This window comes from Phytoactinopolyspora halotolerans, assembly GCF_010550675.1.
Taxonomy (GTDB): domain Bacteria; phylum Actinomycetota; class Actinomycetes; order Jiangellales; family Jiangellaceae; genus Phytoactinopolyspora; species Phytoactinopolyspora halotolerans.
Map to the genome: position 1 here is coordinate 264,085 of NZ_JAAGOA010000007.1, position 15,426 is coordinate 279,510.

General features: G+C 68.4%; 11 protein-coding genes. 1 reads left to right on the forward strand and 10 read right to left on the reverse strand.

Annotation, left to right across the window (positions count from 1 at the left end):
* Window positions 1–13 precede the first annotated feature (13 nt).
* From G1H10_RS12650 to G1H10_RS12665, 4 genes are all read right to left on the reverse strand, one after another.
* Complete coding sequence (locus G1H10_RS12650; protein ID WP_163737965.1) at window positions 14–2,980, reverse strand: alpha-mannosidase; 2,967 nt, start codon at window positions 2,978–2,980, stop codon at window positions 14–16.
* Window positions 2,981–3,117: 137 nt separating this feature from the next.
* Entirely contained in the window at window positions 3,118–3,999 is an 882-nt protein-coding gene (locus tag G1H10_RS12655) for a carbohydrate ABC transporter permease (protein ID WP_163737784.1), read from the reverse strand.
* Window positions 3,999–4,853 carry a carbohydrate ABC transporter permease gene (locus G1H10_RS12660; protein WP_216853209.1) on the reverse strand — a complete coding sequence of 285 codons (855 nt, stop codon included), beginning with the start codon at window positions 4,851–4,853 and terminating at the stop codon, window positions 3,999–4,001. The genes G1H10_RS12655 and G1H10_RS12660 overlap by 1 nt, the downstream gene beginning before the upstream one ends.
* A gap of 53 nt (window positions 4,854–4,906) precedes the next feature.
* Window positions 4,907–6,256, reverse strand: a complete 1,350-nt coding sequence (locus tag G1H10_RS12665; RefSeq protein ID WP_163737789.1) for an ABC transporter substrate-binding protein — start codon at window positions 6,254–6,256, stop codon at window positions 4,907–4,909.
* Window positions 6,257–6,515: 259 nt separating this feature from the next.
* Here G1H10_RS12665 and G1H10_RS12670 point away from each other — a divergent pair, with 259 nt between their 5' ends.
* Window positions 6,516–7,733, forward strand: a complete 1,218-nt coding sequence (locus G1H10_RS12670; RefSeq protein ID WP_163737792.1) for an ROK family transcriptional regulator — start codon at window positions 6,516–6,518, stop codon at window positions 7,731–7,733.
* Window positions 7,734–7,747: 14 nt separating this feature from the next.
* Here the strand turns inward: G1H10_RS12670 and G1H10_RS12675 are convergent, their stop codons facing one another.
* The 6 genes from G1H10_RS12675 to G1H10_RS12700 all read right to left on the reverse strand — a co-directional run bounded on the left by G1H10_RS12675 (window position 7,748) and on the right by G1H10_RS12700 (window position 15,337).
* Entirely contained in the window at window positions 7,748–9,799 is a 2,052-nt protein-coding gene (locus G1H10_RS12675) for a hypothetical protein (RefSeq protein ID WP_163737795.1), read from the reverse strand.
* Between the two features lie 49 nt (window positions 9,800–9,848).
* Window positions 9,849–10,916: a glycoside hydrolase family 130 protein gene (locus G1H10_RS12680; RefSeq protein ID WP_163737797.1), complete on the reverse strand. Its 1,068-nt coding sequence runs from the start codon at window positions 10,914–10,916 to the stop codon at window positions 9,849–9,851.
* An 11-nt stretch (window positions 10,917–10,927) separates the two neighbouring features.
* A complete protein-coding gene (locus tag G1H10_RS12685) occupies window positions 10,928–11,782 on the reverse strand; it encodes a carbohydrate ABC transporter permease (protein WP_216853210.1) in 855 nt (284 codons plus the stop codon).
* A gap of 188 nt (window positions 11,783–11,970) precedes the next feature.
* On the reverse strand, window positions 11,971–12,915 hold the full coding sequence (locus tag G1H10_RS12690) for a carbohydrate ABC transporter permease (protein WP_163737799.1): 945 nt from the start codon (window positions 12,913–12,915) through the stop codon (window positions 11,971–11,973).
* 20 nt (window positions 12,916–12,935) lie between these two features.
* The gene (locus G1H10_RS12695; RefSeq protein WP_163737970.1) at window positions 12,936–14,213 is read right to left on the reverse strand and encodes an extracellular solute-binding protein; all 1,278 of its coding nucleotides are present in this window, start codon (window positions 14,211–14,213) and stop codon (window positions 12,936–12,938) included.
* Between the two features lie 86 nt (window positions 14,214–14,299).
* Window positions 14,300–15,337 (reverse strand): LacI family DNA-binding transcriptional regulator, encoded by a 1,038-nt coding sequence (locus tag G1H10_RS12700; RefSeq protein ID WP_163737802.1) that lies wholly within the window; start codon window positions 15,335–15,337, stop codon window positions 14,300–14,302.
* Window positions 15,338–15,426: the final 89 nt, after the last annotated feature.

The following is a 15,426-nucleotide window of genomic DNA, read 5'->3' on the forward strand; positions in this document are numbered from 1 at the left end:
TCCGGGTCGGGGGTCACGCGGCAGGGTTGCGGAACCGCAGCGTGAGCAGCTCGAACGGGCGCAGCAGCAGATCGACGCCGGAGCCAGTGCGCACGCCACGCACGGTCTGGCTCGGCTTCTCGCGCTCGAGCAGATCGGTCGCGGCGACGTCGCTCCACGCGAAGGACGTGTGCACCGTCGCCGCGGAGCGATTGCCGTGTGCCTCGTAGAGCCGTACGACGACGTCACCGGAACGGTCTTCGGCCAGCTTGACACTCTCGACGACGACGGCGGGGTCCGTGACCCGAAGCAGCGGTTCGACCGGAGCGCCCCTGGCCACGCGCAACGGCAGATGCTGTGCGTAGCCGTCGGCGATCGCCTCGGGTATCCCGCCGGGGCGCAGGCTCACCGTGAACGAGTGCCGTCCCTGGTCCGCACCTGGATCGGGGTAGCGGGGCGCCCGCAGCAGCGAGAGCCGGGCGGTCGTCATCGGCCGTCCGTCGGGAGCCTGGCCGTTGCGAACGTCGTGCCCATAGACCACGTCGTTCGCGATGGCGACACCGTAACCGGGCTCCCCGACATGGATCCAGCGATGCGCGACCGTCTCGAACTTCGCCGCGTCCCAAGACGTGTTCTGATGGATCGGCCGGTGCAGATGACCGAACTGGATCTCCGACGTTGCCCGCTCGGCCCTGACGTCGAGCGGGAACGCGAGCTTGAGCAGCTTCTCCGACTCGTGCCAGTCGATCTCGAAACCGTACTCGACGCGCCCGTCCACCAACCGGATGGTCATCTCGATCGACGTGGCACCCAGCTCGTGCCGGACGAGGACCGCATCGTCGGCGATACCGACGGAGACCGGCTCACGCAGGTCGCGCCCGCTGCGTTTGTCCTCGTCGTTGATGTCCCACGCATCCCACTCGCGCGGCGTGTCCCGGAAGAGCTGGAGGACGCCGCCCGGAACGCCGCCGGGCAGCAGCTCGCGTTCGGTCGTCCGGTCGACGACGGAGGAGAGCGTGCCGTCCCGGTCGACCTCGACGCGCAACGACGAGTCCTCCAGGACGAACCGGTCACCGTCGGCGTACGGGGCCGCCGGCGCGATCTCCGTCGCCACCGAGATACCGCATGCGGGGACGCCGTGCCGCGCATACGGGCCGGCGTTCGCCGCGAGCGGGGTGTCGCCGTCGCCGCCGAGCGTGTCCAGCGACGTGTCGATCAACCGCGTCAGATCCGCGGCGACCCGCTGGTAGTTGCGTTCCGCCTCCTGATGCACCCAGGCGATCGAGGTGCCGGGCAGGATGTCGTGGAACTGTTGCAGCAGCACCGTCTGCCACGCACTCTCCAGCGCGTCGTACGGGTAGGGGGCGCCGCGCTGCACGGCCGCGGTCGCCGCCCACAGCTCGGCCTCACGGAGCAGGGCCTCGCTGTGCCGGTTGCCGCGCTTGCTCCGCTGTTGCGAGATCAGGGTGCCGCGGTGGAGTTCGAGGTACATCTCGCCCACCCACACCGGGGGGTCGGACAACTCCTCCTCGGCCGTGGTGAAGAAGCTGTGCGGGTCGCTCAGCCGGACCCGCGGCGAGCCGTCGAGGTCCTGCTTGCGCTCCGCGGCGGCCAGCATCTCCCGGGTGGGTCCGCCGCCGCCGTCGCCCCAGCCGAACAGGCCGAGGACGTGCCGCGCCGCGCCCTTCTGCCGGAAGGACCGCTCGGTACGGGCCAGATCGTGGGCCCCGAGGTCGGAGTTGTAGGTCTCCGCCGGCGGAAAGTGCGTGAACACGCGGGAGCCGTCGATGCCTTCCCAGTGGAAACTGGAGTGCGGCATCGGGTTGGTCTCGTTCCACGACGGCTTCTGGGTGAGGAAGTAGCGCGCACCCGCGGCCCGCACGAGCTGCGGGAGCGCGGCGCTGTACCCGAACGAGTCGGGTAACCAGACCTCCTCGCTGTCGACGCCGAACTCCTCCAGGAAGAACCGCTTGCCGAGGACGAACTGCCGCGCCAGCGCCTCACCGCCGGGCATGTTGGTGTCCGACTCGACCCACATGCCGCCGACCGGACGGATCACGCCGGCGGCCACCGCCTTGCGGACGCGCTCGAACAGCGCCGGCTGGCTCTCCTTGAGCCATGCGTACTGCTGGGCGGAGGAGGCGGCGAAGACAAAGCCGGGATGGCGTTCTGCCAGGTCGAGCACGTTGGCAAAGGTCCGCGCGACCTTCCGCACGGTTTCCCGGGTCGGCCACAGCCAGGCGCAGTCGATGTGCGCATGTCCCACCGCCGAGACGATCAGTGAGCTCTCGGCCGCGCGACTGGCCAGCACCGGAGCGAGCGCCTGGCGTCCGAGCGCCGCGGTGCCGGGCACATCGTCCGGGTCCATGACGTCGACCATGCGCTCGAGCGCGTGCACGATCTCGGCGCGACGCGACCCGGCGGCCGGCAGCACGTCAACGAGCCCGTCCAGGGTGACGATGTCTTGCAGCAGTTCCCAGACGACCCGGTCACGCCGGGACACCGACACCTCGGCGAGCCGGTACTGTGGCGCGTCGCCCGCCGTGGCCTTGTCCCCGAGCGTGGTCGGCTCGTATTCGTACGGCACCTGGACGACGGGATTCGCCGCCGCCTCGATCAGCAGCCGGAACGGCCCCGGCTCGGGCAGCGGAACCCAGGCGTTGAGTGGTTCGAGTCCCTTGACGACCGTCCCGTCCGGTCGATACACCGTCCCCTCTGCCTGGAAACCGGGCTGCTCGTCGGTGAAGCCGAGGTCGACCACGAGCTCCGTCTCGGCCGGGTCCCAGTCCGCCGGGACCTCGCCGCGGACGTCGAACCAGACCGTGTCCCAGGGCCGTCCCCACTCCTGACCGATCGAGAACGGTTCGAACGGCTGCGCCACGGCATGCTCGAAGGGGACCGGCTCGCCGCCTACCGTCCACGCCGCCAGTTGGACGGAGCGGGAATCGCGGTAGACCGCGGGCCTGATCCGGAACGTGGTGAACCGTCGTACCCGCAACATCGCGAGCGCGGTCGCGTCCAGCTGGACGCGGCCGTGGGGATTGAAGTCGTCAGCCAAGATGTATCTCCCGGGGGAAGTGAACGTACTCGCGGCACGGCGCTGTGCTCGCTGCCTACGGCTGGTTGGGGACGGATCGATCAGCCCTTGAGCGCCCCGCCGAGGCTGGATCGCAGCAGGTGTCGCCGGAGGAACCCGTAGAGGATCGCCGGCGGCACCATGTAGACCATCGCGCTGGCGGCGAGCACGCCCCAGTCCACCTGGTTGAACGCGGTGAAGGCGCGGAACAGGCCGATGGACAGCGGGTACAGGTCGGGATCCTGCAGCAGCACCAGCGGGGTGAGGAAGTCGCCCCACACGGCCATGAACGTCAGCATCGCTGCGGCCCCGAGACCAGGGCCCACCAGCGGAAGGATGACCTTGTGGATGGCTCCCAGGCGGGTGCTGCCGTCCATCCACGCGGCTTCCTCGAGCTCGAACGGTATCGCGTCGATCGTCCCCTTCAGCAGCCACAACGTGATCGGCAGAGCGGCCGCCGCCTCCACCAGAATCAGGCCGAGGTAGCTGTTGTCCAGCTGCATCTTGACCATCATCAGGTAGAGCGCCACGATCGTCGCCGGCGGCGGGATCACCCGGATGAGCAAGATCGAGAACATGAAGAACTTGCGCCCCCGGAAGCGGAACCGGGACAGCGCGTAGGCGCCGAGGATGCCGCAGGCGAGGTTGAGCGCCGTGGCCGATACGGAGATGATGAGGCTGTTCGCAAGCAGGCGCGGGGTGTCGGCCTCGGTGAAGAAGTCGACGAAGTTGCCCATGGTGAACGCTGGGGCGCCGACCGTGGGGCCGGCGTGGGCGTCCACCGCGCTGAGCGCGACCCACGCGAACGGCACCAGGCAGAACAGCGCGAGCATGATCAGCAGGACATACTGCATGCCCCGCTGGATGGCCCGCACGGACGTCATGCGCCGCTGCGGCCTCCTGCTGCGCGTGCTCGCGTGGTCTCGCATCGTCGTGGTGGCCATCAGACGTCCACCTTCGCGAGCCGGACGTAGGTCAGACCGAACACCATGAGGATCACCAGAAGGATGACGGAGGCCGCGCTACCGAGGCCGATCTGCGAGTACTGGAACGCGTGCTGGAAGATGTAGATGGACGTCAGCTGCGTCGCGGAACCGGGCCCGCCCTGGGTGAGGAAGTACACCAGGCCGAACACGCCGACCGTCGTGATCGTCGTCAGCAGCAGGTAGAGGAAGACGGGCCCGCGGATCAGCGGCAGCGTGACGTACCGGAACACCTGGACGGCGCCGGCACCGTCCACGCGGGAGGCCTCGATGAGCTCGTCCGGGATGTCCTCGAGGGCGGCCTGGAACATGATCATCGCGAACGCGATACCACGCCAGATGTTCACGATGATGATGGAGAGCATCGGGGACTCTTGCAAGGGTGCCGCCGCCGCTCCACCGAAGAGGCCGATCAGCCGGTTGAATGTGCCGTCCTCGCGTGGCGACAGCACACTCGCCCAGGTCAGCGAGGCGACGACCTCGGGTACCACCATCGGTAGCAGGATGGCGGCGCCGAACAGTCCCTTGCCGCGTAGCCACGTGCGTCGCAGCAGCAGCGCGGCGGCCATCCCGAGCACCGTCTGACCGATGATGGCGGAGAAGAACACGAACTGTCCGGTGTGCCCCAGCGAGGCGAGGAACTCGTCCGAGCTGAGCAGGTTCCGGTAATTGTCGAGCCCGACGAACTGCGGGTCCCTGGCGGCGAAACCGGTGAGTTGCGTGTTGGTCAGGCTGAGATAGACGCCGTAGATCGCCGGCGCGATGACGAACACGGCAATGAGCACCACCGACGGCCCCAGCAACAGTGGCAACAAGCCACGCTCCTGGAGCCGCCGGCTCGGCCTGGCAGCCAAGGCCCGGGTCGATGTCACTGCGCGACCAGACTGTCGCCGAGCAGTTCCGCCGCGTCCTCGGCGAACGCGGCGGCCGCTTCCGCGCCGTCGGCGTTGCCGAGAAGAATGCTCTCCGTCGCGCTCTGTACCGCCTGCGATACCTGGTCGGCGCCGTCGCCCGTCGGCGGGGCCACGCTCGTCTTGAGCTTCTCCTCCGCATCGAGCAGCGACGGCTCGTCCTTGTACGGTGCGACGTCCGCGATACCCGCGCGCGGAGCCGCGGAACCGATGGCGACCAATTGCTCGGCCATCGCCTCACCCGAGCTGAGCCACATGGCGAGCTCGGCGGCGGCGTCGGCGTGCTCGGAGTCGGCGTTGACGCCGTAGGCGAAACCGCCGCCGCTGACCGAGTACGGGTCGGTGCCCGGCACCAGCGCCGGATAGTCCCAGGTCGCGACCTTCTCCTGGACGTTCTCGATCGGTGCGGAGCCTTCCGGGCCCCAGTCGTACCGCCAGCCCCAGGTCCCCTGGGCCGCGACCGGCAGTGTGCCCTCCGGGAACTGCACGTACTTGGTCGGTTCCCACGGGTTCGGGTTCAGCAGGTCCTGCACGGGCAGCAGGCCGGCTTCGGTGAGCTCGGCGTAGAGATCGAATGTCGCCGACAGGCCTTCGCTCTCCAGCCTCCATCCACCGGATTCCTGGTCGTAGAACGTGCTACCCGTGCCGGCGACCAGCGGCAGGAAGCCCTCGGACCAGGTTCCGCCTCCCCAGGCGGTACCGGCCGGGATCACGATCGACGGCTCGCCCGTCTCCGCGGTGACCTGCGTGAGCCGGTCGATCAGCTCGTCCCACGTCTGCGGCTGGGAGGTGTCGACGCCCAGCTCTTCCAGGACGTCCTTGCGGTAGAAGAGACTCTGCACGCCCGCCTCATGCGGGAGGGAGTAGATGTGTCCGTCGACCTGAACCGCCTGCTCCTTGACGGAGTCGTAGTAGTCGTCCCAGCCGGACCATTCCTCGAGGTATTCGTCCAACTGAAGCAGATAACCGGCCCCGGCGAATCCGGTGACGTGGCTCCCGCCCATGTCGACGACGTCCGGCCCGGTCCCCGAATGGAACTGCTGGGTGATCTTGGTCCGGAACTGCTCGTCGGTGAGGATGTCGGCGACGAGCTCGACCGTGATGTCCTTGCCCTGCTCGGCCATGGCCTGCTCGAACTCGGGAATCAGCTGCTCGGCGACGTCGGCACGGGCCTGCTGGTACTCGAGGAGCGTGATGGTCACCGGCCCCGACTCGGCGTCGGTCTGCTCGCCGCTGTCCGAACATGCTGCGAGTCCGACCACGAGTGTGGCAGCCGTCACAGCCAGGAAGACACGTTTGCGCTGCATTGCGTCACCTCTCCGCACGCTTCCCGGGTGGGAACTTTGTCTACTGGATAGATAAAAGCGGGTCTGATGCTAGGCTCAGTTTTCGGTCAGCGTCAAGCCCAATGTCGACGAACCACGAGCCATACGCAGCACAGTGCGGACTCACCCCGAGATGCTGTGGCGAGCGCGCAGGCGTCGAAGATTAATCAATCTGCTAGAATAAATGTCGACACGACGCGCCGCTGGGCTGGCTAACATGCCTTGATCAGGAAGGAGTCGCATGCGGCGAGGCAGCAACCAACTCCGCCTGGCGGACTTCAACCAGGCCGTGGTTCTCGACGTGCTCCGCCGCTCCCCGGGTGCCAGCCGCGCCGACCTGCAGCGCGCATCCGGGTTGAGCCCGCAGACCATCTCGAACATCACTCGCCGGTTGATCGACGACGGCCTGATCCGGGAGAGTACCCCCAGCGGTAGCACGCGTGGCCGGCCGAGCATCCCCCTCGTGATCGACCGGGACGGTGCGTTCTCCGTCGGGGTGCACATCGATCCCGCGCGGCTGACCATGGTGCTGCTGGATCTCGAGGGTGAGGTACGGCATCAGCGGCAGCAGCGCACGCCGCAGGCGACGAACCCACCCCAGGTGACCGCGCTCATCGCCGACTCCGTTGACGCGCTGATCGCCGATGCCGGCGTCGACCGCGAACGCGTGCTCGGCTTGGGGATCGCTGCGCCCGGGCCGCTCGACGTCCAGGCGGGTGTCATCCTCGATCCGCCACAGCTCCCCAACTGGCGTAACGTCAAGCTCCGATCGGACCTTCATCACGCGACCGGCCTTCCCGTCCTCCTGGACAAGGACGTGACCGCTGCCGCCACCGCTGAGCTGCGCTCGTCGGCAGAACCTCCCGACGCGTTCGTCTTCCTCTATCTGGGGTCAGGCGTCGGCGCATCCGTCGTCATCGATAATCAGGTGTTCCGGGGGACGACGAACAACATCGGCGAGGTCGGCGACCTCATCGTCGACCCCGACGCCGAGCAGCTCGAATGGAGCGGTCGTCGTGGCGGCCTGGCCGCAGCGTGCGTGCCCGAGGCACTGGTCATTCAGGCCGCGCGCCTGGGTTTGCTGCCGTTGCCGAACCTGAACGACTACCTCGCCATCGACGACTCGTGCACGGCACTGTGCGATCTCGCCGCGGGCGGAGACGGCGGAGCGATACGGATCCTGGAGCGCGCCGCCAAGCGCGTAGCCGTGGGACTCGGCGTGCTGGTGAACATGCTGGACGTGCCCCGCGTCGTCCTCGGCGGCCCGCTCTGGACCCGGCTCAGCGGCGCGTTCCTTCCGGTGCTCCCCCAGCATGTGGCGCGCGAACTCGTCGTCGCACGCGACATCGTCGTCGAAGGCTCCGCGGTCGGCGAGCCGGTAGCCGCACTGGGCGCCGCCGAACTCGTCATGGACCATTTCCTGGCGCCGAATCCCTCGGCGCTCATGGTCGGTGCCTGAGGTAGCCGAGGCGCTCAAGTGGCGACGATCGCGAAGCCGGCCGGCGGCAACGTGACCGACGCCGGTCCGCTGATCGTCCGGTCCGCCACCAGTGCGCCTGACGTGTCGTAGATCCGTACGACGCTGGAAGTCCCCGCCTGACCGACACCGACGCGCCGTGGCGTACGCGCCGCCGAGTGAATCAGCTCGGCCGAGACGCCGTCCCCGGCCAGCGCCACCCTGGAGATCACCGGTCGCACCAAGAGCGCGTCGAACGCCACGCTGTCGCCGCGAGCGGTGACCGACACCGTGTCGAATCCCGCCGGTACCCGCATTCTCAGCGGTTGCGGAAGCAACGCTCCCGGCACCGCGCTGATCCCCTGCTCGCCGACCGTGTGGTGGAGAGCGCCCAGCGGACGGCGACCGGACCACCACTGCGAACGTGCCGCCGTGCCGTCCTCGGTCAGCCACGACACCGGCTCGACGAGCCGGTCACCGGTACCCGGCGCGAGATCGAAGCGGGCCGTCTGGCGAGGTTCGAGCCGCAGGTACTCGCCGCTCCACAGCGACTCGCCGGTCCACGCCGGCTCCGGTGTGGCGACCGTACCCGTGGTTTCCACCGCGTCCTCGGCCTCGACGACGGAGAGGCCGTCCCGGCCGGCGACCGATGTGAGCGCCAGGGCCCGATCACGGATATCGGGGTGTGCATCGAGCGCGAGCATGGACAACAGACCGTGGATGGTGCTCTCGGCGCCGCTGTTCCGGTTGATGCTCCCGTCGGCCTGTACACCGTCGAAGGTGCGGCCGGTGGTCGCGTCGTACATCGCTTCCCCGGCCGGGTTGGCCCCGAAATACCAGGCGGCCATCAGCACCGCCAACTCCCCGAAGCCGCCGCGCCCGGTGGCCTCCCCGACGGCGAGCAGCGACTGCAGGCGCGAGTCGACACCGTAGGCGATCTGCACACGTTCGGTGGGCGTGGGTAGCCAGCCGTTGTCCGGGCCGCCGGCGCTCATGAGCACAGGCGTGAACGTCGCCGTATCCGTGACTGCCGGGTCGAGAAGCGCCGCGTCGTCCAGCACGCCGGATGCCTGAGCCAAAGCGGCGGGCATCTGCGAGGCCCAGGCATGCCACACCGAGCGGGACTGTGCCCACGGCAGGATCGCGCCGTACGGCCACGACCTGGCGTCTCCGGCACCCATAGCCGCGACGCCCTCGCTCAGCTTCACCAGCGCGTCGCGCGCCGCTGCGTCCCCGGGAGCCGCCGTGACGTATGCGGAGAGTCCGAGCACGGCCTCTGCGGTCGCGTCGGCGCCGTCGACGATCAGCCAGGACGGCACCCGCTCCCCGTCCACGGTGACGAACTGCCCGTAACCGTCGAGCACCTGCCGGTCGACCGCGTCGACGGCGAGGCGCAGCCGGTCCTGCAGGAAGCCCGCGAACTCCGGGTCCGACCTCTCGAACGCGGCGTATCCCTCGCCGAACGCCCAGATGGTTCGGGCCAGCCAGTAACTCGGACCGGAATCCGACGGGTCCGGCAGCTCGATGGGTTCGGCACTCGGGTTGAGCGTGCCATCCGATTGAATCCACAGGACCACGTTGCCCACGTTGGGGCCGCTGCTGGTCTGCAGGTAGGCAAGGGAGCGCAGCAGCTCGTAGGCGTTCTCACGACTCGTCGGAGCGCCGGTCTGCTGCCAGTGCCGCAGATAGACCACGGCCGCCCGGGAGATGTCGTCGGCGTTGTACGCGCCCTGCGAGTAGTGGCCGGTCTCCGGATCCAGCCGGCCGCCCCCGACGCGCTGGAACGTACCGTCCGCGCGTGGCTCGGCATAGGTCCACGGAAAGGTGAGGTCCGGTTCCTCGCCCAGCCGGTACGTCGTGTGATCGTCCAACTCAGGCGGCGCGGCCTGGTCGAGCAGGAAGTCGAGATGGGCGAGATGGGCGAGATCGGTCCGGCCGTCCGCCGCCTCAGACGCCGACGAGGACGGGCCGGACAGTGACGTCGATGCGGTCGACGTCGTGACCGCACCCGGCGCCAGGACGAACGCGGCCAGGACGGCGCCCGTCACCGAACGGATGATGCTCCTCATTGAACACTCCTTAGCTGGGCAGGTAGTGCGCAACTCGCGGGTTCGCTGGTCAGCTGGTGCGGTCCAGGCGAGCGACGCCGATCTTGCTGTCGGCCATGCCGTAGAACACGTAGTGCACTCCGTCGATCTCCTCGACGGCCGTGGGAAAGACGACGTTGGGGACTGTCCCGGCACGCTCGTCGTCGGTCTCCGGCTGCAGCAGCGGCTCAGCGGTACGGGCAAGCACCTTCGACGGGTCGTCGGCGTCGAGCAGGATGGCGCCGGCGGCATAGTTGACCTTCTGCTGTTGCGCGAATCCCTTGGCGAGCGTGCCGGTCACCCCGTGGTGCAATAGCAGCCAGCCCTCCGGTACGCGCAGTGGCGCCGGGCCTCCACCGATCTTGATCTGCTCGAACGGATACTCCGGTCCGGCCAGGAACCGGTGCCCGCGCCAGTGGACGAGGTTGCGGATGTCGGCGGCCACGGCAGTTAATGGCACGTAGCTGATCCAGATGCTCTGCCGGGAGTCGGTCACACCGGCGGGCACGACGACGCCCTGGCCGTCCCGGATCTCGCCCAGGTCCCACATTGGGCGATGCAGGACAGCCAGGCTCTTCACGCCGTCGGGCGCGGTGACCGGCTCGGGGAAGAAAACAGTGTCCTTGTTGTGGAACAGGTTCAGGTCGATGTTCAGCTCGTCGTCGTAGGCGAACAGCACCGGGCCGAGCCGCCGCCAGTTCCGCAGATCATCCGAGACGGCGACCGCGGTGCGCGGCCCGAGCGGGCCGTAGGCGACGTAGGTCATCACGTGCACGCCGAGTAGCGGGATGAACGTCACCCGCGGATCCTCCACCCCGGCATGCGACGCGCCCCGTTCCCAGCTGCGGTCCGGCTCCAGCACAACACCCTCACGTTCGACGCCCACCGGCACACCGTCGTCGACGACGACGCGCGCGAGCCCCACCCGCGAGACGTTTCCCCGCGCCACGAGCCTTGGAAGCAGATAGAGGACGCCGTCCGGGCCGTGGCCGGACGCGGGATTCAGGACGCCCTCCTCCTCCAGGTGATTGCCGTCTTCGGGCGTCATGACCACGCCGACGCGGGTGAGGGTGTACGGGATTGCAGTAGAGACGGGCATGGGTGAGCCTCTCAACCTTTCACGCCTGAGCCGATATTCGAGGAGGTGAAGTAGCGCTGGAACACGATGAAGAGCCCGACGGCCGGCGCCGCCAGCACCACCGCGCCTGCCAGCACCGCGCCGAAGGGGTTCGCGGCGGTGGCGGCGACGTTGGAGATGTAGTTCGCCAGGGACACGGCCAGCGGCTGCTTCGAGGCGTCCTTGGTGATCAGGAACGGCCAGAGGAACTCGTTCCACGGCCCGATGAACGTGATCAGGACGACCGTCACCAGTACCGGCCGCACCAGCGGCAATGCGACGCTGCGCAACAGCCGCAGCTCCCCGGCGCCGTCGACGCGGGCAGCGTCGAACAGGTCCCGCGGCAGCTGCAGGAAGTACTGCCGGAACACGATCACCGCAGTCGAGTTGATGGCGAACGGAAGGATCATGCCGAGGTGGGTGTCGGCCAGCCCGTAGTCACGAGCGATCAGCACGTACAGCGGGATCATGAGCAGCTGGAACGGCACCACCTGCACGAGCAGTGCCAGCGCGAACGTGAGGCCGCGGCCCCGCCACTGAAGTACGGCGAGCGCATAGCCGGCGAGCACGCCGAACACCACCGTGCACCCGATGACGCCGCCGGTGAAGATCCCTGAGTTCACCAGACCTTGGAGGAGGTCGATGCGGCTGTTGATGTCGGCGTAGTTGTCGAGGGTCAGATTCGATGGGTCGGGAAATGCGCCGGTCGGTGTGGGGTCCGGCTCGGCCTGCAACGAACCGATGATCATGTAGTAGAACGGAAACAGGAACGCGATCGCGCCGGCGGCGAGCACGACGGTGCGCAATACCGTCTGCGCACGGCTCGTCCCGTCGCCGCTCAACTTCACTGGTCGCGCTCCGCTCCTCGCTCCCTCCGCGGGCGGCTCCACTCGTCCCTCGCTCCACCGACCACTCCGCTCGCTCGTCCCGTCGCCGCTCAACTTCTCTGGTCGCGCTCCGCTCCTCGCTCCCTCCGCGGGCGGCTCCACTCGTCCCTCGCTCCACCGACCACTCCGCTCGCTCGTCCCGTCGCCGCTCATGTTTCATCACCGCCTGCCAAGCGGCGCTGCAGCCAGCCGATCAGTAGCACGAAGACGATCAAGATCACTCCGATGGCGGCGGCCACGTCCGGCGAGTTCTGCTCGATCCCCAGCTGGTACATGAGCAACACCGGCGACATCGACGCGCCGTTCGGGCCACCACCGCCGGTGAGCAGGTAGGGCTCGGTGAAAAGGTTGGCGCCGATGATGGTGGACAACAGCAGCACCAGGACGGTGGCCGGCCGCACCGCAGGAATGGTGATGGAGAAGAAGGTCCGGATCTTTCCCGCGCCGTCGGTCGCGGCCACCTCGTACAGCTCCCTCGGCACGTTCTGCAACGCCGCCAGGTACAGCAGGATGTAGAAGCCGAGTTGTTTCCACGTGACGTACAGAGCGATGGCCGGCATCGCCCAGGTCGAGTTGATCAGCCACGACGGGTCCGGCGCGAGCGGTCCCAGCACCCGGTTGACCAGGCCATTGCTGTTGAACAAGAACAGCCACACCCCGACGACGGCCACCGACGCCGTCACGTACGGCACGTAATAGCCGACACGCAGGAACGTGCGCAGCCGCGTGGCCTGGTTCAGGGCCGTGGCCAACAGCAGCGACAGCGCCACCGTCAGCGGCACGTTGATGAGCAGGAACACCGCGACGTTGCGGAACGAGCGCCACACGTCCGGATCGCCGAGCACGTCGCGGTAGTTGTCGAGCCCGACGAAAGGGCGGTCCACCTCGGCGCCGGGAGCGGCGAAGAAGTAGTCGTGGAACGAGATCCACACCGCGAAACCCAGCGGGAAGGCGAACACGGCCAGCACGAACGCCAGGTACGGAGAGCTGAAGAGCAGACCCAGCGGCTGGCGGCCGAGCAGCCCACGACGTCTCCGCCGGACGGGAGACCTGTATCGGGCTCCCGCCCGGTGGCCAGCGGGGACGGTGGTCATGCCGGACGCCGGACGCCGGCTCAGGACTGACCGACGAGGTCGTCGATCTCCACGGCGGCATCCTGCAGCGTCTGGCCCAATTCACCCTCGCCGGAGATGACGGCTCGTGAGTAGGCGTCGCGGAAGGCCTGCCAGACGGCCACCGAGTTCGGCACGTTCGGCACCTCGACCGTGCGGGACGCCTGCTCGCCGAAGGCCTCGTACGCGGGGTTCTCCGCGAAGTAGTCCGGGTAGGTCTCGGCGAGGTCCTGGCGCATCGGCATCTGTCCGGTGATCTCCAGCAGCTTCCCGTCCTGCTCCTCGCTCGTGGCGAACTTCAGGACGTCCCATGCCGTGTCGCGGTTCTCGCATGCGGTGTACAGGCCGATGTTCTTCGCGTCGCTGAACGTGTAGGTCTCCTCCGGCGGGGTGCCGCCCGACGTCGGGACCGGCACGGCGCCCCAGTCGACCTGTTCGCCATACACGGAGATGGCCCACGGGCCGACGATCGCCATCGCGGCCTCGCCGTCGGCGAACGCGTCGCCCTGATACTGCTCGCGGCCGGCCAGTTCCTCGTCGTACAGCGTCTTCCAGAACTCGGCGACGGCGAGTCCGGCGTCGCCGGCGAACGTCGCCGAGCCGTCCTCCACCAACTGTGTACCCCCGGTCTCAGCGGCATAGAGCGGGTAGAAGTCGAACCAGCTCTGGAAGAACTCGCTGGTAGGCGCCGGCCGGATCGCATTCGGGGCGGCGCCGCTGGACACCAGCCTGCGCGCGGTGTCCAGGAACTCGTCGTGCGTGCCGAGCGGCGGGTTCTCCGGATCGAGGCCGGCCTCGGCGAACATCTCCTTGTTATAGAAGATCATGACCGGGTTCGACTTCCACGGCATCTGGACGTACTCGCCATCGGCCGACTGGTACTGGGCGGCCACATCGCCGGTGCGCTCCTCGATGTAGGTCGCCCCGTCCTCGAAGCTGGAGAGCGAGACCAGGCCGCCTTGCTTCTCGAAGTCCGGCACGGCCACGGGTGCCGTGTTGAAGATCAGGCACGGTGCGTTGCCGGCGGCGATGGCGGCGGAGATGACCTCCTCGCTGCTGTCGCCGGCCGGGATCTCCTGGGCCTCGATCTGCTCGTCCGGATGGCCGGCGTTCCACGCCTCCACCATCTGCTCGCCCCAGGCGATCTCGGCTTCGTTGTTCGAGTACCAGATGGTGATGTCGCCACGGGCCTCGCCGGCCTGGGCGTCGTCGTTGTCGCCGTCTCCGTCGCCGCCACCGCATGCGGCCAGGACCAAGGCGCCCGCGACGGCGAGCGCCATTCCCGCGGCCGCGGCGGGCCGTGCCGTGGTCTCCCGGGCATTGTGAACGTTGACTGTGGTGCGTCGTTGCACTGTTGTCTCCTCTGCTATGGGGTCCTCGGAGCCGGACCGGAGGACTTCCGCCGCACGAACCGTGCGGGTGGGAGATCCACGTCTTCGGTCGGATCCCCGGCGATCATCCGCAGCAACACACGGGCCGCGGCCGAGCCCCACCTGACCGGGTCGGCCACGATGGTGCTCAACGCCGGGTACACGTGTTCGCCGATGTCGGTGCCGTCGAACCCGGTAATGGACAGATCACCCGGCACGTTCAAGCCGGCGTGCTGCGCCACCCCCAGCCCGGCGATGGCCATCGGGTCGTTGGCGTAGACGATGGCGGTGGGCCGGTCCGGCCCGGCGAGCAGGTGGCGGGTGGCGCGCGCTCCGTCGGCCGCCTTGAAATCGGTCTCGATCACGAGATCGGGCTCCAGGCCGGCTCGCCGCATGGCCGTATCGAAGGCCTGCCGCCGGTGACTGCCGTGCAGCATGCGGGCCGGCCCTGCGACGTGGGCGATCCGGCGGTGACCGAGGCCGGCCAGGTGGTCGACGGCTTCCTCGATGCCCGCGGCGTCTTCCATGGCGACCGCGGGGATGCTCGACACGCCGGGCCGTGACTCGGGGCGGCCGAGCGTGACCGCAGGCAGGCCGAGCTCCTGCACGAGGCCGAGACGCAAGTCGTCGTGGCGGAGGTCGGTGATGAATGCGCCGTCGATGCGGCCGTCGGCCACGAGCTTGCGATAGCTGGCCAGCTCCTCCCTTTCGTTCGACACCACGCTCAGCACCAGCGCTTGGCCCGCTGGGGAGAGCTCCCGCTCCACGCCGGCGATGAACGAGGGATAGAACGGGTCTGAGGTGATGATCTCCGGATCCCGGGTGATGACCAGGCCGAGCGCGAACGACCGGGCGACGCTGAGCGAACGCGCGCGGACGCTGGGCTGCCATCCCAGCTCCTCCGCTATCGCCAGGATGCGTTCTCTGGTCTGTGGCGCCACGCCCGGACGATTGTTCAGCGCGAAGGACACGAGTCCCTTGCTGACGCCCGCATGGGCCGCGACGTCGGCGATGGTGGGTCTGGCTCTTGCCACGTTGCCCTCCGCACTGAGGTTCACCCCGGCACTTTAACCGGTTTAGAGCTCAGAGTCTATACCGGTTTAAATGCTGCGTGAAGAGCGAG

Excerpts from the sequence above, each read along its gene's own strand:
- G1H10_RS12650 (WP_163737965.1), bottom strand. The coding sequence starts at position 2,980 with ATGTTGCGGGTACGACGGTTCACCACGTTCCGGATCAGGCCCGCGGTC.
- G1H10_RS12655 (WP_163737784.1), bottom strand. The coding sequence starts at position 3,999 with ATGGCCACCACGACGATGCGAGACCACGCGAGCACGCGCAGCAGGAGG.
- G1H10_RS12665 (WP_163737789.1), bottom strand. The coding sequence starts at position 6,256 with ATGCAGCGCAAACGTGTCTTCCTGGCTGTGACGGCTGCCACACTCGTG.
- G1H10_RS12670 (WP_163737792.1), top strand. The coding sequence starts at position 6,516 with ATGCGGCGAGGCAGCAACCAACTCCGCCTGGCGGACTTCAACCAGGCC.
- G1H10_RS12675 (WP_163737795.1), bottom strand. The coding sequence starts at position 9,799 with ATGAGGAGCATCATCCGTTCGGTGACGGGCGCCGTCCTGGCCGCGTTC.
- G1H10_RS12680 (WP_163737797.1), bottom strand. The coding sequence starts at position 10,916 with ATGCCCGTCTCTACTGCAATCCCGTACACCCTCACCCGCGTCGGCGTG.
- G1H10_RS12690 (WP_163737799.1), bottom strand. The coding sequence starts at position 12,915 with ATGACCACCGTCCCCGCTGGCCACCGGGCGGGAGCCCGATACAGGTCT.
- G1H10_RS12695 (WP_163737970.1), bottom strand. The coding sequence starts at position 14,213 with ATGGCGCTCGCCGTCGCGGGCGCCTTGGTCCTGGCCGCATGCGGTGGC.